The following is an 18,755-nucleotide window of genomic DNA, read 5'->3' as shown; positions in this document are numbered from 1 at the left end:
AACTAAATGATTATTTTGCCAATTCTTCTAAAATACGCTGACATGCTAGACCATCACCATAAGGGTTGTGTGCAAAGCTCATCGCTTGGTAAGCATCTTTGTCATTAAGTAGTACATCTAAACCAGTGACTATCTTATCAACGTCGGTTCCAACGAGTTTCACTGTACCCGCGGCAACGGCTTCTGGTCTTTCTGTTGTGTCACGCATAACTAATACAGGTTTGCCTAGCGAAGGGGCTTCTTCTTGAATACCACCGGAGTCGGTTAAAATGATATGCGCGCGGCTCATCAAGTAGATAAATGGTAGATATTGTTGAGGTTCAATGAGGTGCACATTATCGACGTTTGACAGAATGCGATTTACTGGTTCTCTTACATTCGGGTTTAGGTGTACTGGGTATAAGATTTGTGCTTCAGGGTGGTCTTGCGCAGTTTTAGCTAAAGCTTCACAAATGCGTTCAAAACCGCCACCAAAACTCTCGCGACGATGACCAGTGACCAAAATCAGCTTTTTTCTTTCATCAAGCATTGGGAATTGGCTTGCCAACTGTTGGTTAAGCGCACTGTCGTTATCAATTTTGTCTTTAACCATCAATAGAGCATCGATAACGGTATTACCTGTGATGCTGATATTGTCTGGATTGATGTTTTCTTGTAGCAGGTTGTGTTGCGAGGTTTCTGTAGGAGCAAAGTGATAGGTAGTTAACGCACCAGTTAATTTTCGGTTTGCCTCTTCTGGCCATGGTGAGTAAATATTGCCAGTGCGCAGACCTGCCTCTACATGGCCCACGGCAATTTGCTCGTAGTAAGCTGCAAGGCTTGCAGCAAAGGTAGTTGCAGTATCACCGTGTACTAGCACTACATCCGGCTTAAACTCCTGAAGTACTGGTTTAAGTTCCAGCAAGATACGTGCGGTTACATCATTAAGAGATTGACCCGCTTTCATCAGGTTAAGATCGTAATCAGGCTTAATTTCAAATAACTCTAAAACCTGATCCAGCATTTCTCGGTGTTGAGCGGTAACGCAGCACTTAGCGTCAAATCGCTCATCATTTGCAAGCGCATGAACCAAAGGAGCCATTTTTATGGCTTCTGGACGTGTACCAAAAACGGTGAGAATTTTCTTTTTAGACATTGTAAATAACCTAGGCCAAAGAATAGGACGTTGATGAGAATAATCGCGAGTGATGGATACAACGCTTCTGCTTACATTAAAAAAGCATTGTTGCCGGACAGCACAATAACCCCAGAGGAAAATACACAAACGAATGCGCCACAAGTGCGCAAGCGATACCTTTGGGGGAATAGAAATCTAAGTAGATAATTTAGGCGGGTCAGTCATTATCAAAAAAAGAAACTTTTATGAAGACTGTCGTTGATAGGTATTGGTTGATAAACCTGATGCCTAGCCATTATCTTTTCAAAACAGTATTCATTACTGTTTTGTCCTCCTCTGACGTAACAGGAGGTGTTTAAGTGTTTGTTTGAAGTCTCTATTTTAATTATAGAGCCTTGCCAGAAATGCAACTATGTGCTTAATTGTATTTATATTTATCTGGTGACATTTTTATGTCACTTAGAGAGCTTTGTTTTGCTTTTTGGCACGCTACCGCCCTTAGGTCTGGCTCCTAAAGGCAATGCATTTGGTTTTTTATCATTTGTGCTCAAGGCAAAGGATTGTATAGCAAACAGGTTGCAACGAAAAGCACAAGACTGACAAAAAAATGGCTTTTTTATGACAACTAACCAAGATATCAGGTGTCATTTTAACCAGAAACTCGTAAATTCTGCCTACCTAAAGCGCGTTTTATAATACGCATTTATTCGTTTATATTTATTACAAAATGCAAAAAGTTGCCTATGTGGAATATGCATCACAATTTAATGCAACTTAAAACACCGTTTAACACTCCCCTAGCATTTTGACTCCTACTTTCGTGTTTATCTGGTCGGTTACCCTCCCTCTTCTTTCTTCGATTCATTACATTGATGCCTATGAAAAGGAGATAGCTATGAAAGTACTTCATCATGGTGGGAAGGATACGGTGACAGGCTCTTGTCACGAACTACGACTTGAGCAAGGGAGCATTTTGATCGACTGCGGGTTATTTCAAGGTAAAGATGCATTGGTAGGTCGTCATGATCGTTCGCTGGCGATAGAGTTTTCTTTAACCAAGGTAAAAGCGCTGGTACTGACCCATGCTCATATTGACCATATAGGCCGATTACCATGGTTACTCGCTGCTGGCTTTAAAGGCAAAATCTACTGCACACAAGCAACTGCTGAGTTGGTCCCTCTTATGTTAGAGGACGGATTAAAGCTACAGCTGGGTTTAGGCAAACATCAACGGCAACATATATTAAATCTAATTAAGCAACGATTGGTGCCATGTCAGTACAATACATGGCTTCCTCTTAAGGGGTTGGCTTATATACGCTTTCAACCTGCGGGCCATATTTTAGGTTCTGCTTATTTGGAATTTAAACTCTCAAATAATGACGTAGTGGTATTTTCTGGTGATCTCGGTCCAAGTGATACGCCTTTACTCCCAGATCCGAAACCTCCTGAAAAAGCAGAATATTTGTTTATTGAGTCGACCTATGGTGATAAGCAACATGAAAGCGTGAAAAGTAGAAGTACTCGATTGCTCTCTATTATCGAACATGCGCTGGAAGATGGTGGTGTGATTGTTATTCCTGCTTTTAGTGTCGGTAGGACACAAGAACTGTTATTCGATATCGAACAGCTTCTGCACCAGAAGTCTTTACATGGTGCCCTACCAATTATTCTTGATTCGCCTTTAGCACGAAAAGTGACAAAGACTTATCGGCGCTTTAAAAAGCTTTGGGGTAAAGAAGCAAAAAGGCGTTTGGAGCAACATCGTCATCCTCTCGGGTTTGAACAATGTATTACGATTGAGACTCATGCTGAACATATGAGATTGGTGAATCGTCTCGCGAGCACTTCTGAACCTGCTATTGTGGTTGCTGCCTCTGGGATGTGCGAAGGTGGTCGAGTGGTGAATTACCTCAATGCGTTGTTACCAGATAGCCGTAATGATGTGCTGTTTGCTGGCTATCAAGCTGAGGGAACGCTAGGGAGAGAAATTCAAGAGGGTGCGAGTGAGGTTGATATCGAAGGAAAGAGAATTAAAGTTAAAGCTCAAATACATACGATGTCTGGCTATTCTGCTCATGCAGATCAATCCGATCTAATTCGCTTTGTAGAAGGAATTAATCCACCACCAAAAGAAGTGCATTTAATTCATGGTGAAAGTGTTGCAAAAGCAGAGCTGTATCAACATTTTGCCAGGAAAAAAACGAACGTTGTGCTTTAATTTACTGATAAGAAAATCAGGAGAAATGGGGTAAAAGTATCGTTTTGATACCATTCTGTTGCTTATTTTCTCCTTGAGATAGTTACCTTGTCGGTTAAAATAGCCGTCGAACAATTACAATGGCAGTTGGCACTATTATGTTTCTGGAACTTCTATTTATATTCTTTTCTTCGTTTGCCACTTTGTTTCTCATGCGTAAGGTTGCTAAGTCGGTAGGCTTGGTCGATAAACCAAACGAAAGGAAGTTACATGAAGGTGCTGTTCCACTTATCGGTGGGATCTCTATCTGTATTGTTCTTATCCAGTTTCTCACCTTTAAGCCAGCAACTATCGAGTACAGTTGGCTGTATGTATGCTCTATCGCACTCTTAACGCTGATCGGTGCGATTGACGATAAGATCGACTTGAGTTTCAAAATACGCATGGGAGTTCAAGCTGGGTTATCTTTGGTGATGATTCATATTGCCGGTATCGAGCTACACAGCTTAGGTAACATGTTCGGCTTTGGGGATATAAATTTAGGTTGGACTGGTATCGCTATCACAGTGCTAGCGGTCATCGGTGCAATCAATGCTTTTAATATGGTAGATGGTATTGATGGTCTGCTAGGTGGGCTTTCTATTGTAACCTTTGGCGCTCTTGCCTATTTATTAAGAGTAGATGCCCAACACGGCTTAGCTTATCTCTGTGTGGTTATTATTATTGCCATGCTGCCGTATATTTTCATGAACTTGGGTATTCTTGGCCGCGCTAGAAAAGTTTTTATGGGCGATGCAGGCAGTATGATGATAGGTTTTACTGTAATCTGGTTATTGCTGGGTGTTAGCCAAACAGAGAGCAAACCTCTGATGCGTCCGGTTACGGCATTATGGCTAATTGCCGTTCCGTTGATGGATATGGCTGCAATAATGATTCGCCGCGTTCGCCGTGGGGACTCGCCATTCAAACCTGACAGAGAACACTTACACCATATTTTCCAACGCATGGGTTTAAGCCCTAAGCAAACTCTAGTAGCAATCTGCGGTATCGCAACCCTTTATGCTGCGTTTGGTATTTATGGCGAGCTGACAGGCATTCCTGAACCAGTCATGTTCTATACCTTCATCGCCTGTTTTATTGTGTATTCCCTTTTGCTTTCTTATGTGTGGCGAATTACGAGTTACTTTCGAAATAAGTTTAGCAAACTCAAAGCAATCACTATTTCAAACAACTAACTAGATTTGTAATAAACTAAAAATACCGATGTTCGTGATTCATCACGAACATCGGTATTGAAGTGTTGTTATTAAACCGTGAAATATTGTAAACGCTTAAACCTTCTTAGTTCCAACCAGGTATAAGTATTTTATGAGTTTTAATTGTCGAGTAACTCGGGTGGGTTGACAGGCCAAACGATAGAACCACTCTAAGTTGTATTTCTGCGCCCAATTCGGAGCACGTTTCACTCGATTCGTAAATACATCATAAGTACCACCGACGCCCATATAAAAAGCATCGGGATAGACTTCACGACACTTGTTAATGAAGTTTTCTTGTCTGGGAGAGCCTAGTGCTACTGTTACAACTTTTGCCTGGCTTTCCTTTATTTTATGTATAAGCTCCGCTTCATCTTTAAAATAACCATCACAGGCATCAACAACGTTAACTTTGATCTCCTGCTTTAGTTTATCAACTGTCTGTTGATTAACTTCAGGCTTAGCACCAACGATAAATACCGGCACATTGAGCGGTGCAGACCCTTTCATTAGTTCTAACCACAAGTCACAGCCAGGGATCCTCGCACTTGGGCAACCACGTTTTGACATGACCAAAGAAACCCCTGCTCCATCAGGATAACGAATGCTTGCAGACTCTAGAGTTCTTTTTACATCAGCCTGCTCGTAACTTGATACGATTTTTTCAGCATTCACGGCAACAGCAAAGCCACTAACAACATTTCCCTGATGTAAGATAGAATCAACTGCGTGGTCCATACTGTCGAATGCAGATATATCTAGCCCACCTATTTTGCATGTTTTATTCATTTTCGTACTTCTTTTCTACTTCTTGGGCATTTCTATATTTGATTACTTTTGCTGGTACGCCCCCAACAATTGCATAGCTTGGGACGTCTTTTGTAACTAAAGAACACGCACCTACAATTGCACCTTTCCCAATAGTCACACCATGCTTGATAACCACATTGCGGCCAATCCAAACATCATCTTCAATGATAGGAGGGAGACCAAATACATCTTCTTGATCAACCATCGGAATATCTAGTCTTTCGTAACTGTGTGTGCTGGAAAGAATTGCTACGTTTGGCGCAATCATTACATTGTTACCAATTGTGGCACTTTGAATAAATGCATTCTCGTTGATACGAACGTTTTGACCGATTTTTAACTCAGAGGCATTGGATATGTAAATTCGATTTTCTAATCGATTTTTAGGGTGTGCACTCACCACTTTCAACACTCTGCTCAAATACCAGCAACGAAGTTTGCTAAAAAGAGGTAAGTACCTAGAGTTAGGTAAGTTGTAGAAAAATAGATAGTAAATTACGAGCTTTAATTTTTTCATAGAGGTATTTGGGCACTATATATCCATAATTTGAGATGCTTTAGTAATGAAGATTATATTTTCGTCCTCACCACCTTCTTTCATTAAGTTGTTTTCCACGACATCAAGTACGTAAGTTCGCCCAAGAAGCTCTAAAGCTTCAAAGTGACAAGAGGAGAATATTGAAAAGTGAGCTTTAGATGCACCAATTAACGTCAGCGTATCTTGATATGCCTCTCTATCAATGACTTTAAAGTTGTCATTTTGCACTATGGTTGAAAGCTGAATGTGGTTTTGATGCTCTCGTGGATGAGGTCGATAAACAACGGTGTAGTCTGGGAACTGCTCTATTAGACCTGTGACGAATTCAGCAACGTCTGCATAGCAAATACCCTGTCCAGTAAAAATAAAGAACTTATCGTTACCCACTTGTTTGAATATCTGCTTTTTTACCTCTTCACAAACTTGTGGCAACGCACCTTCTACTTCGATCTTATCCTCTGGTACAAAATTGGCTTCACGCATTTTCATTTGCCAAAAACTTGAATAGATCTTCAGACGTGTAGGTAACATGCTGCTGCGCCATAACTCCACACCGGCATAATGATAAGAGGGATGGTAAGGTGCCAATAGGCCGTGTTGGTATTCAAGCGTCTTAATACCTAACTCATTAGCTGCGCTAACTATTGCAGGCTTAGTGTATGCTGACACGATTTCAACATTCTGAACTCCAAGCCATTTCAGCAATTTCTTATACGCAGTCTTCTTGCATTCGTAGTCCCGTAAAATGGCTTCTACTTGCTTCTGAGAGACACCATACTCTCGGATTAATAGCTCAATGAAATCTTCAGAAAGGCTAGGAGTTCGAGAATGCCACCCAAAGCGTTTAATGAATACAACGAGTAACGTTATGATAAGGTTTTCAAAGATCACTCCACGCTTAAAGCATGTTAGGACTTTTGCACCTTCAAAATTTGAGCAATGATATAGAATGCATAGCTTCTCTTGCTTTTCTGCGGAAACGAATTCGTCGTATATCATGCCATCGTTTATCGATACGCGAGAAAATGCACCAAAATAAGCCACTTTCTTCTTGCTAAACCTAGCCCTAAATAAGTTACAGAAGCTAACAATGAGAGAAAGCAGCAATGACACATATGACTTTGATTTAAACTCCATATCCTCTACCCCTTTAGACAGAGTAATATGGCGAGTCATTTGGTATTTGAGTAGAGGCCAAACCTCGGCTTCGCTGCTAAGGTTGTTTTCAAGAATATGTGTTTCTACGACTTTATGCATTTGCTCGCTTCCGACTATGAACAAAAATAGCGTTGTTCGAAGTCAATACCCCTAGTAAAAAGAAAAGCAATAATCCTATCATATTCCCCATAATGGGTACCATCGAGCCAATCCCAACAAGCATTAAAAATCCATTAATACGAATCAACCTAACATGAACAACCTGGTCAACATAACCATCTTTTTCAGCAAAAAAAGGCTGAAAAATAAACCACATGACAAATATAATACCAAGACCATACTCAGCAATCAGTGAGACAAAAAACAAGTCAAAAATAGGGCCTTCAATCTGGCTTCCATAACCGATAATGGCTTTATCGACTTTAAAGAAAGTATAAACATCGGTATACATTTTGGACATTACGGTTCCATATGTACCCGGCCCTGACCCAAATGGGAAGTTATACTCGAAGATCTCCATTGCATAATAAAAGATCTTATAACGAACATAGTTTTCGTTGAAGTTGGCTTGTATGGAATCGCCAAGAACAAGCCATAAACCAGCTAAAATAGCAGGAGTAATTGCAACAAGAGCAATCGTCCCAAGCAACCTGATCAGCCCTTTATTTTTGTACATTATGGTAATTCCATATGCAACTAAAAGGATTAAAAGCTCTTTCCTAGAAAATGTCAGAAATAATAAAAAAAATGCAAAAAAGAGTAGCAACCAGTAGAATTTAGGTTTGTAAATGAAATATCGTTTAGAGTCATTACTATATTTAAATGACAATAACAAAATACTATATAATAGAAGAAATCCAGAGTACAAAACTCGAGACCCAAAAAAAGATCCCGGACTCACTCCCATAATGCCACGGCCATCTTTTGGTAATGAGTACAATAAGTTAGGAGCTAAATAATCAGAAACAACAAACAAAGAGGAAAACAATAAAATATACGTGAGTGCTTTCGTGAACTTAGCTAATAGCATTGGTCTATCTGCGTTTAAAGCATATGCCATAACAAAGAAAACAAATACAAACTTTAAAGTTAAAAATGTTTGTAGAATATTTATTATAGGTATTCCGTTTCGGAAAACCATGAAAGCCGAATACATAAATAGTATAAAAGATAGAAAAAGAAATCTTCGCTTAACTGGCTTATATATAATACAGATAAAGAATGCAACAATACAAATCAGTATATATATATGATTAAAATAAGCTAAAGCCCCTAAATTTATTATATTCTGCCGAGAGATGAAAAATAAAATTATCGTCGCCAATAATAGATTTAGATAACCTTTAGATGTAAATATCATATTGATACCAAATAAAACCTAATTTTCTCTGGATGTAATATTACGACCAAAGCTGACCATTTAGCTGTTAAAATAACGACGACTTACACGCTTAGAGACGCCCGTAAGAAGTTCATAGGGGATAACTCCAGCACATTTCGCAATGTGCTCAATTGGTAGAGAATCACCCCATAAGGTCACTTCATCTCCCACTTTAACGTCGGAATCATTACCAATATCTACACTGATTAAGTCCATGGAAACCCGTCCAACTAGAGGATATTCAATCTCATTGATAAGTACTGGAGTTCCATTTTTTGCACTTCTCGGATAGCCATCCGCATACCCAATCCCAATCACCGCTAAATTTGTGTCCTTTTCAGAAACCCAAATACCGTCATAACCTACAGGCTCACCTTTGGAGTGGCGACGCACCGAGGTAACATAAGCTTTTAGAGATTGTGATGTGCGTAACCCAAGATCTGGACCAATTTTATCGCCCAAGGGAGAGAGGCCATAGAGTGAAAGACCAACTCTAACATGGCTTTGATCATTAAAGTAACCCTGTAAGAGTCCTGCAGAGTTTGTAATTGAGGTACTTACACTTAGAGTAGATGTGGTACTTTCAAAGTTATCTAACTGGAAAAGACTTCGCTCAGGATCATTGTCCGCAGAAGAGTAATGACTCAAAACTCCTTTTATCGTGATATTTGGCATAGATTTTAAAACTTCAAGAGTGCGATTGAGCTCATCATCATGTAACCCTAAACGATGCATACCGCTGTCAAACTTAATCCAACATTGTAACTCACAATCTATAGGAAGTTTTCTCAAAATGTAGAGTTGACTCTCGGAATGAACTACAACTACAAGTTCATGCTCAATGGCTTGCAGTAGATCATCGTATGTATTAACACCAGAGAAAACTAAAATATTTTTTTTTATACCTGATCTCTTCAAAGCGATACCTTCAGACAGGCGAGCAACCGCAAAAGTCTCAATAGAGTCAATAGTTTGACAAATTTCTAATGCACCATGTCCATAAGCATCCGCTTTTATTACGCCAATAAGCTCACATTTACCATTTGTTTTTGCTCTTAGAACTTTCGCATTATGTTTAATCGATTCTAAATCAATTAATAGGTAAGGCTCAGCCACTCTTATTTACCTTCTTAAAATATCACTAGATGCGTATTTAGGTACACTACAATCGCTGCTGTCATGCATGCACTTACAAGAAAACCAATACTTTCTTTCATAAGGTAGCGCTGTTTTACTTTAGCATTAACTAAAGCATAAAGTATAAACGCAGCAAAAATACAGCTTAACAATGTTGACGTAGCGGAGCCTAAAATACCATACCTCAATGTTAAAAAATAACTTAATGGAATATTTACTAACGTAGCAAATAGAAAACCAAACATTTTATATTTTGCTGTTGTCTCTTCTAGAGAAAGAACATTAGTATAAAGTATATACAACGTATTAAACAAAAAGCTTAAGCTAAGAACCACATACACATCATAACTAAACTCTATGTTATCACTATAAATCAGTTTAAAAATGAAGGGTAATACCACGATACAAGACAGAAAAACCAAATAGTTAGTTACCATGAGGCTCTTTGTGTTTTTTCTCATTTTTTCTAAAGAAACGTATCCATATTGTGAGTACAATTTCAACAACTTAGGCATATATGCTTTATTCATCGCAAGTATAACAATCTGAATTGCACCTGCTAGTAAAAATATAGACGTATAATTTGCTAGTTCTTGTACTGGTAATAGTGAAGTAATATATGCTTTATCCACCATAGAGTTGACGACAGAAAAAATACTAACCGGTAAAATTATTGTAGAATATTTTACAATTCTAATATAAGACTTTTTATCAAAATAAAACACTTCTTTAAAGAATTCAGTTAACTTAAAAAACCTAGAAACAATAATAAATACAAATACTAGATTTAGAACTAGTATAGAGTTTAAGTATGCATCAGAGCTTTTGAAAACATATATCGATGTAAGACCAACAATAAACTTCATTGCAAAGTAGAAGATAAACCAGAAAAAATATTTGGTCTTATCAAAACTCAGGCGACAAGATAGTAAATACAAGTTAACAAAATATTCAAAGAACACTATCAAGAACATTTTTGTCATTTGATACTTTAACGAAACTATATTGAATAAGAGATAATCATCAATAAATGATAATAATATAGTAACCAAAGTGAATCCAATAAACCCCGTTCCTGCAACATGAATACTATTTATAAACAATCTTTTTTTATTTTTTCCTAATTCTTGATTGTAGAAAATAGAATAAGCAGATTCACTTGAAAGGCTTACCATAGGAACTAAAGCGGTAAGTAAAGCTAAGAAAAGTGTTAATTTACCGTACTCTTGAATACTCAACAAGTGAGATGCTGAAGGCATTAACAAAAACTGCATGCCTTTTACTAAAATATCAGCCAGTAGATAGATTACTACTGGCTTCAATAATAGTAATTTAATACTATTAAAATTCATAACATTATATCTTTGACAAAATATTTTGCATTTTTAAGATATTTTGTTGAAGTGCAGGATGAACTCTATGATCTCCATAGTCGAAACTCAAACCTAATTCAGCTTGAATCGATTTAGTATCGCTATCCAACCGGGTCTTCAATTGTTTAAACTCACTAGATTTAACCCAATTTTCATAATTCATTACACCACTTCCCCTAATAACGAAGTTACCCATCGCTAATAGTTTTCTCGAAACCGTCGTTATTGGATTCGGTTTACCAGATAGGGTAGGTTTGAAGTCTTGACCTTGAATTACAGATAACTCTGGTAATCTCTTAGCAATAAACTCTTGGAATAATTGTCTATTGAGCAATTCATCTTCATTAAATTGCTGCACAGTATCTAAGAAGAATGGAGTGTAAATACTGTAAGAGTCTTTTTGGCCTAAAAAGCTTTCAAAAGCACCTTTGGCATTATTTCTTCCTAGACCAAAAATCGCATAGTTCATCAACTTTTCTGACTTAGAGAGTGTACCAAGGTCAGCGTAGAATGCTTCAATATCAGCAATGCATTCATCTAACTCTGTTTTTGTAAAGAAATCCCCGAAACCAGACATATTCAGTTTCGGTTTAAAATCTAAGGGTAAGCCAGTAAACGAGTTAATAGCTTTCTTTACTTTAGCCGCTTTAGGCTTTGTACCAAGTAGAGATTGGTACAGCAAGGTATGATCTAGTAAGGGGTTTTGCTTGATTGAACTGTATAATGGCGATGCACCAATCAAAAAACCACTGGCACCAGTAATGAGCACATTTGATTTTAATTCACCAACATCAACAACTTTAAAGATTTGAGAGCCTATTTCAGGGGCAAGATTTGATTCCAAATCCAGTTGCTTGTTCAGTGGTATAGAATTATATTCTAATGTACGTCGCTCTAATCCAAAATGTTCTGCAATTTTATTTGCGCTGTTGAAATCATTAGATAGAAATACCTTTCTTGGCCTTTCCAGACCGATAGTAAAGCCTTCTATCTGCATTCCATTCTTTTTTGCGTAATAAGGAATTATACGAGAATCAAGTCCACCACTAATACCTACTGCAAAACTCGCTTCATTAGGGTTAAGCGCTTTAACTGTACCAAGTGCGTTGGTAAAGGTTTCATCAATTAAATCAAGCTTATCATCATATGAGAGCTGGTTATCAAGATAACTAAACTGCCAGTATCTTTCCGATAATACAGATTCTTTTTCCAATTCTATTGTTAGAGTTGTAGCTGCAGGTACGGTCTTTACACCTTTGATAAGCGTCCGTTCATTTAAACCTGTGAAGAATACTATTTGTTGCTTTATTGCGGTTACGTCAAGATCACTTATGCCAAATGATAAAGCAGTTTTTATCTCCCAGAAATCATCTGAAATTGTAAGTAGACCTTTACATATATGGTAAAATATATTTTGTTTACCCGGACGATCAGAGACAATTTTCACTTTTCCGGTGTTAGGGTCTAGAACAACAATAGTAAAGTTTCCAATTAATCTTGCCAAATAACTTCTGTTGTTATCAAGTATAGCCTTAATGACTTCGGCTTCATCTTCCAAATATAAGCTACCAAACACTTGATAATAAAACACTTTATTATTAAACTGAATTTCTTTTGTTAAACCAGTCTGTGAAGTTTTGTTTATTTTTATTAGCATTTAAATTTCCAACTAATCAACCACGAACAACCTTATAGTTGATTCTATTCCCATGTATTAATTTAAATTATCCATATGCTCGAGCAGAACTTCTGCGATATGAAAATCCACAATAGTATCTATATCGACTGATCTTTCAACGGGCATATTGTACGCTTTTACTTTATCAGAGTAGAAGATCCCTTTATTTTCAACAAAGCTATCTACTCTAAAAGCATAAATAGATCCATTTAGACGATAATAATCAGGTAAGTCCTGTGAACGTTTACCAATTACAGATTCAGGAAAAAAATTCCCCATAGTCATGTCATCTGGAAGCGTGTTTGCCCACAGTGGACTATGCTCACACGGACACACGGACACAACTCCTTCGGTCTTTTCGTCAAATGACTCAAGTAAAATATCAATATCCTCAGCTTTTCTCAGAGGTGAGGTTGGTTGCAGTAATACAACATAATCAAAGCTTTCATCGATATGTTCAAGAGCATGTAGAATCACTCCATTAGAGCCAGCAGTATCACCAGAGAGTTCTTGCGGTCGCAAAAAAGGCACATCACCACCGTATCGTTGTGCAATGTTTGCAATATCTTCGCAATCGGTGCTGATAATAACGCGATCTATATACTTAGATGTTTTAGCAGCCTCTATCGACCATGCGATTAATGGTTTGTCACCTAGCTGTCTTATATTTTTTCCCGGTAACCGCTTACTTCCTCCCCTTGCAGGGATGACAGCAATCACTTTCTTGCAACCTAACATTACTCTAACCCCAGAGATAGTATATCCATCTGCGCACGGTTGAAGTCGTCCATACGACCAATATCAAGCCAATACTCATGTATTGGGAACATAAGTACTTTTTGGCGATCTTTCATATGTTGCTCAAGCAACGTAGGCATATCTATTTTTTGATTTTTTTCTACTGATTGAATCACTCGGGGAGATACAACATAAATACCTGCGTTAACAAAAAAGCGCTGAATCGGTTTTTCGACCATACTAGTGATTTGGTTGCCTTCGCCATTAATTACGCCATATGGAATCTGATAGTCGTATTCTCGCACGCACATTGTCGCATCTGCGTTATTCTCCAAATGGAAGTTCAGCAGGCGTTGAAAGTCTACTTTGGTCAACACATCCCCGTTGATCATAATCAATGGTAGATCTCTTGGCATATCTTCAGGCAGTAAGCCAAGCGCGCCCCCAGTACCAAGCGGTGTATCTTCGTGTACATATGAGATACTGACACCTAAGTTACTACCATCACCAAAATGTTGGTGAATTTGCTCAGGCATGTAGTGCGTTGAGATGTAAAAGTTGCTAAAACCGGCTTTGATAAAGCTCTTGATCACTGTCTCTAAAATAGGTTTATCACCTACTTTTAGCATTGGCTTAGGGCAATTATCCGTTAATGGACGTAAACGAGTTCCGAAGCCACCAGCCATAATAAACACTGGATTTTGATATCTATCTTTACTCAAGGCACTATGAAGAGTCTCAAGGCCAACGACTTTGTTCTCTTGATCGAGCAATGGAACCGATAGAATTTGCTTTCGCTCCATCAACTCGACTAGCTGATCTTTTGAAGCTCCCTGCTTGGCAGTAATAGGTTTAGAGTTCATCACCTTCGCAACAGAGTCGCTTAGCATCAGATCATTGAGTAAACCGCGTCGAATGTCGCCGTCAGTGATCATACCCAGCAGCTTCTTGTTTTGATCAACCACAACAGCGACGCGCAGTGCTTCGCTGTTGATGATTTCTAATGCCTGCTTAATTGTGCTTGATTCAGATATTAGCGTTTTTTGCCAACAATGACTCATTCCAAGCCTCTATTAGTTAACCTAGAACCTATTTTAAATTTAGGAACATCTAGCTGTTCGGTCACACCGCTTTTTACACGTCCAACTAATGTTAGAAGTATCGTGCTATCGCCTACTTTAACTACTATTCCGTTTTCATTTCTACCGACGACTTCACCGACAGTCGCAATATAGTTTGGAGCTTCAGGTATTAGCTCAGAGGATTCAACTGCATATTCTTCATTGTTGAAAAAGAATCTCGCACGAGGGCCCGGGTAGCTAATTGCTCTAACAAAGTTATAGATTCTCTCTGCACTCCAGTTGAAGTCGATAATTTCATCACCAAATGTTCTTATACCAAAATATGTACCAACAGGATGAATATCTTTTTGCTCTATAACATTTACTGCATTTTTAGAGATTTTGACTATCGCAGAGTACAAAACATTGGCACACTCGATAATAGCTTTATTGAGAAGAGTACCGTAATTATCTTTTCGTGTAATCGGATATAACCTCTGCTCGACTATATCGCCAGTATCGATACCTTCATCCACATAATGGACCGTAATACCAAAAGAAGATTCACCATTTATCAAGGCCCAATTAAGTGGATTTCGTCCTCTATAAAATGGTAATGCACCAGCATGGCAGTTAATAAAGCCTAAGGGTGCATAATCGATAATGCTCTTCTTCAAAATCTGATTGAATGACATTGATACTAAAAGATCTGGTTTATAATCATCCATCACAGAAAGAAACTCGTTCGTGTTTACATTCTCTACAGGAATAAAAGGAACGCCCAATTTATCAGCCCACTCCCTTAATATGGGGTCCTGTGTGTCATAACGAGGGACGATAAACACAATATCTAAGCCATCAGTTTCAGCTATCAATTCAATTGCTCGATGAGACCATGGCCCATCAGCAAAATAACCAATCTTCATTATATTTCTTCGTCCTGTTCGTATGTTTTTTGAGCGACACTTCCAAGAATATCCCAGTACCGAAATGGACTAATGCCTGTTCCCGGTCGTTTTACGGTCAGATTATTTGTTGTAAAACTATCTCCGACGGCAATACTGTCCAATGCAACAAGGCTCTTCCTTGCCACTGATTTATTCTTTATTTCTGATACAGTCGGAGCCTTTACACCTGAGCCTAAGGCTATCTCTACATTTCTAATTGCATCAACCATCAATTTGAGCTCATCTGGTTCCAGTGATGCTTTATGGTCAGGACCTTCCATTGTTTTATCTAAAGTAAAGTGCTTTTCAATTAGCACAGCTCCTCGCGCTACAGCTGCAATAGGAATTGTAATCCCTTCACTATGATCCGAATAACCAGCTCTTAAGCCAAAAGATGCCCCTAGAGTATCCATCGCACGCAGGTTTATTTCATCCATTGGTGCCGGATATTCTGTTGTACAGTGGAGGATGGTAACTTTTTCTTGCAAAGCAATTTGCCCTTCGGAAGAAGCGTAAGCCTCTCTGAAAGCAGTAATAGACGGTTTGGCATTTTTATCTTGAGTTAGACCAAACGCTATGACACTTAAAGCATCTTCTACCTCTGCTAATGTCGCCATTCCCGTAGATAAGATAATGTCACACCCAGTTCTTGCATGCTCTAGTATTAGAGGGGCATTAGTTATCTCTCCAGAAGGGAGCTTAAGAGTTTTCAACCCTAAGTCATTCACTAAAAAGTCTAAGCTCTCAGAGTCAAACGCTGTAGAAAGGAACTCGATACCAATTTCTTCACAATAATCTATCAACTCATGATGCAAATCGTAAGGCAATTCTAGCCTTTTCAGCATAGCGAGTTGCGACTCTTCTCTCTTTGTATTCTCTACCTGGTATTCAGCTTGATGTGCAACTTTTGATGCCAAGTTCTTAGCTTTAAATGTTTGAAACTTAACGATATCAGCACCAGCATCCTTCGCTGCATCGATCAGTTTAAAAGCGAGTTCACGACTACCATTGTGATTAACTCCCGCTTCAGCAATTATTACCGTCATAAAACCTACTTAATATCGAAAAATCTTTTGCAAGGATTAAATTTCATCTCTTTAATCATTTTGATAACTTTTTTGCTCGCACAGCCTTGACCGTATGGATTCATTACCACTTCATTAGCTAGCTTATATTGTCTAGAAACTGCCTTCTTAAGCGCTGAAGAAATACTTGCCACTGTAGGCTCTGCATCTATAACACTTTTAGCAGCTAAACGACCTTTCTGTCTCACGCCTATATTAACGGTAGGGACATCAAAAGATGGTACTTCTATAATGCCACTGGATGAATTTCCAATGACGGCCGAGGCATTTTTTATTGCACTAAGGTAACGTATCTGTCCCAATGATGGAATTGCTAGAACTCTATCCGGCTGTGAAGCTGCATAAGATTCAAGCATAGGGATTATTCGACGACCACCGTCATCGGCGTTGGGGTATGTCAATATCACTTGGTAGTCTGGATATGCTTCTAAAGAATCAAGCAAAGCCTGAAAACTCTGTTCTGGTTCTTCATCACCTAGTGTTACTGGATGATAAGTCACTACAAAGTATGGTTGCACAAGTTTAAAGTTTAGTGACTCACCTAATTGTTCAAGGTTCATAAAAGAGCCTCTCTTTAGATGATCTAAACCAATTGCACCAATATTTTCAACTCGCTCCGGAGATTCTCCCAGCTGAATAACTCTATTTCTATATTCCTCCGTCGACGTACCGTGGAGATAGCTAAGCTTGGTAATCGCGTGACGAATTGCATCATCATACGCACCTTCTGTAATCTCACCACCGTGTAGATGAATTACAGGGATCTTCAAAATCATGGCCGTTTGAGCAGCAGCTAATGCTTCAAAACGATCTCCGAGAATAATAAGAACATCAGGATCTAGACGAGATAGAGCATCTGTAAAACCAAGAACCCCTAACCCTATACTCTTGGCGGTGCCTACAGCAGAGTTCGAGGAAAGAAGTATCTCTATTTTTTCGTCAATTTTGAAACCATCATCTTCTATCTGTTTAAAAGTTTCCCCAAACTCAGGTGATAGATGCATACCAGATACCAATATCTGCAGTATTAAACTTGGATCATCTTGGATGTCTTTGAGTAACCAGTACAGAAGACCATACTCAGCTCGCGTGCCTGTGAAGACTGCTACTTTCTTCATTTTACTTTATCTCGATAGGGGTACTTGGAAGGTTAATCAAGTGGGCTTCAATAAATTCAGAATATGTAAGGTCCCCACGTATTGCATTCTCAAACATTGGTAATCTGTGCATGAGTTGCCAAATTGGACGAGTCATAACACCTGAACTATTTGTGTCAGTAAGAACCTGCTCTCTACTTTCCTTATCTGGACAAATGATTGCATTCAACCAGTAGTTTGACTGTGCATAATCTGGTTCAGTGACAAACTTAAAGCCAGTTCCTTTGAAAAACTCACTGTAGCACTCTGCAAGTTCTCTCTTTTGCTTCAAATACTGTTCGATTACTTCCATCTGAGCACAACCTAGAGCCGCATTCAAATTCGGCATACGGTAGTTAAATCCTGGCTCGTCATGGAAAAACTCATAAGGATGAGGAACTTTTGCTGTCGTAGTAACATGCTTAGTTCGCACACCTAATTCTTGAGTCTTACATAACACCATACCACCACCGCCTGTGGTGATGATCTTATTGCCATTGAAACTGACAGCACCAAAATCACCAATAGTACCGGTGTGTTTGCCCTTATAGAACGAGCCTAGACTTTCTGCAGCATCTTCAACCAGCGTGATGTTCCATTTCAAGCAAACAGCAACCAGTTCATCAAGCTCTACAGGGTGACCAAACGTGTGCATTGGTACAACGGCTTTGATTCTTCTACCTGTTTTTTTATAGATACACCCCGCGTCTGTGACTTCAGCATTCTCTTCTAAAAATGCATCCACAGCCTTAGGGCACAACCCTAAACTCACTGGAGATACATCCAGAAAAATAGGCTCTGCCCCCATATGATAAAGAGCATTGCAGGTTGCAACAAAAGTCAGAGCTTGCGTAATTACAAGATCTCCTCTTTGGACATCAGCCATATACAATGCAGCATGTAATGCTGCCGTGCCATTAACTGTTGCTACTGCTTTAGCCGTCCCAGTATAAGCCTCAATCTTTCGCTCAAAGTCATCAACAAACTTACCAACACTAGAAACAAACGTACTTTCAATCGTTTCCATTACGTAAGATTTTTCGTTGCCATCGAACTTTGGAGAGTGCAATGGAATAAACTCGTTGGTTTTGTAGGTATCCCTAACAAATTCAACAATAGATGTTGTTTTCACTCCTTTCT

General features: G+C 38.8%; 16 protein-coding genes. 2 read left to right on the top strand and 14 right to left on the bottom strand.

Annotation, left to right across the window (positions count from 1 at the left end):
* Window positions 1-10 precede the first annotated feature (10 nt).
* Window positions 11-1,135, bottom strand: a complete 1,125-nt coding sequence (gene wecB, locus MSG33_RS16595) for a UDP-N-acetylglucosamine 2-epimerase (non-hydrolyzing) (RefSeq protein WP_248381492.1) — start codon at window positions 1,133-1,135, stop codon at window positions 11-13.
* Between the two features lie 877 nt (window positions 1,136-2,012).
* Here wecB and MSG33_RS16590 point away from each other — a divergent pair.
* Together MSG33_RS16590 and wecA are read left to right on the top strand one after the other, a co-directional pair.
* Entirely contained in the window at window positions 2,013-3,338 is a 1,326-nt protein-coding gene (locus MSG33_RS16590) for an MBL fold metallo-hydrolase (protein WP_248381491.1), read from the top strand.
* A 137-nt stretch (window positions 3,339-3,475) separates the two neighbouring features.
* Window positions 3,476-4,552 (top strand): UDP-N-acetylglucosamine--undecaprenyl-phosphate N-acetylglucosaminephosphotransferase, encoded by a 1,077-nt coding sequence (gene wecA, locus MSG33_RS16585; RefSeq protein WP_176318959.1) that lies wholly within the window; start codon window positions 3,476-3,478, stop codon window positions 4,550-4,552.
* A gap of 96 nt (window positions 4,553-4,648) precedes the next feature.
* On the opposite strand, the gene MSG33_RS16580 is transcribed toward wecA, so the two are convergent.
* The 13 genes from MSG33_RS16580 to MSG33_RS16520 all read right to left on the bottom strand — a co-directional run bounded on the left by MSG33_RS16580 (window position 4,649) and on the right by MSG33_RS16520 (window position 18,747).
* A complete protein-coding gene (locus MSG33_RS16580) occupies window positions 4,649-5,362 on the bottom strand; it encodes a WecB/TagA/CpsF family glycosyltransferase (protein ID WP_053809499.1) in 714 nt (237 codons plus the stop codon).
* Window positions 5,355-5,900 (bottom strand): acyltransferase, encoded by a 546-nt coding sequence (locus tag MSG33_RS16575; RefSeq protein ID WP_176318957.1) that lies wholly within the window; start codon window positions 5,898-5,900, stop codon window positions 5,355-5,357. The genes MSG33_RS16580 and MSG33_RS16575 overlap by 8 nt, the downstream gene beginning before the upstream one ends.
* A 15-nt stretch (window positions 5,901-5,915) precedes the next feature.
* Window positions 5,916-7,178, bottom strand: coding sequence for a hypothetical protein (locus MSG33_RS16570; RefSeq protein WP_248381490.1), 1,263 nt, complete (start codon window positions 7,176-7,178; stop codon window positions 5,916-5,918).
* On the bottom strand, window positions 7,171-7,755 hold the full coding sequence (locus MSG33_RS16565; RefSeq protein WP_248381489.1) for a hypothetical protein: 585 nt from the start codon (window positions 7,753-7,755) through the stop codon (window positions 7,171-7,173). Before MSG33_RS16565 ends, MSG33_RS16570 begins: the two co-directional genes overlap by 8 nt.
* Before the next feature lie 744 nt (window positions 7,756-8,499).
* Window positions 8,500-9,576, bottom strand: a complete 1,077-nt coding sequence (alr, locus tag MSG33_RS16560) for an alanine racemase (protein WP_248381488.1) — start codon at window positions 9,574-9,576, stop codon at window positions 8,500-8,502.
* A gap of 14 nt (window positions 9,577-9,590) precedes the next feature.
* On the bottom strand, window positions 9,591-10,949 hold the full coding sequence (locus tag MSG33_RS16555; protein WP_248381487.1) for a polysaccharide biosynthesis C-terminal domain-containing protein: 1,359 nt from the start codon (window positions 10,947-10,949) through the stop codon (window positions 9,591-9,593).
* A gap of 4 nt (window positions 10,950-10,953) precedes the next feature.
* Window positions 10,954-12,627, bottom strand: coding sequence for an asparagine synthase-related protein (locus MSG33_RS16550; protein ID WP_248381486.1), 1,674 nt, complete (start codon window positions 12,625-12,627; stop codon window positions 10,954-10,956).
* A gap of 57 nt (window positions 12,628-12,684) precedes the next feature.
* Window positions 12,685-13,386 carry an acylneuraminate cytidylyltransferase family protein gene (locus MSG33_RS16545; protein ID WP_248381485.1) on the bottom strand — a complete coding sequence of 234 codons (702 nt, stop codon included), beginning with the start codon at window positions 13,384-13,386 and terminating at the stop codon, window positions 12,685-12,687.
* Window positions 13,386-14,447, bottom strand: coding sequence for a nucleotidyltransferase family protein (locus MSG33_RS16540; RefSeq protein WP_248381484.1), 1,062 nt, complete (start codon window positions 14,445-14,447; stop codon window positions 13,386-13,388). Before MSG33_RS16540 ends, MSG33_RS16545 begins: the two co-directional genes overlap by 1 nt.
* On the bottom strand, window positions 14,444-15,373 hold the full coding sequence (locus MSG33_RS16535; protein WP_047009450.1) for a methionyl-tRNA formyltransferase: 930 nt from the start codon (window positions 15,371-15,373) through the stop codon (window positions 14,444-14,446). Before MSG33_RS16535 ends, MSG33_RS16540 begins: the two co-directional genes overlap by 4 nt.
* Window positions 15,373-16,440, bottom strand: a complete 1,068-nt coding sequence (gene neuB / locus MSG33_RS16530; protein WP_047009449.1) for an N-acetylneuraminate synthase — start codon at window positions 16,438-16,440, stop codon at window positions 15,373-15,375. The genes MSG33_RS16535 and neuB overlap by 1 nt, the downstream gene beginning before the upstream one ends.
* Before the next feature lie 5 nt (window positions 16,441-16,445).
* Window positions 16,446-17,597 (bottom strand): UDP-N-acetylglucosamine 2-epimerase, encoded by a 1,152-nt coding sequence (neuC, locus tag MSG33_RS16525; RefSeq protein WP_248381483.1) that lies wholly within the window; start codon window positions 17,595-17,597, stop codon window positions 16,446-16,448.
* A 1-nt stretch (window position 17,598) separates the two neighbouring features.
* Window positions 17,599-18,747, bottom strand: a complete 1,149-nt coding sequence (locus MSG33_RS16520; protein ID WP_248381482.1) for a LegC family aminotransferase — start codon at window positions 18,745-18,747, stop codon at window positions 17,599-17,601.
* Window positions 18,748-18,755: the final 8 nt, after the last annotated feature.

The organism is Vibrio sp. 1CM7H (assembly GCF_023161645.1).
Classification (GTDB): Bacteria; Pseudomonadota; Gammaproteobacteria; order Enterobacterales; family Vibrionaceae; genus Vibrio; species Vibrio diabolicus.
This window is presented reverse-complemented; position numbering and strand designations above follow the sequence as displayed.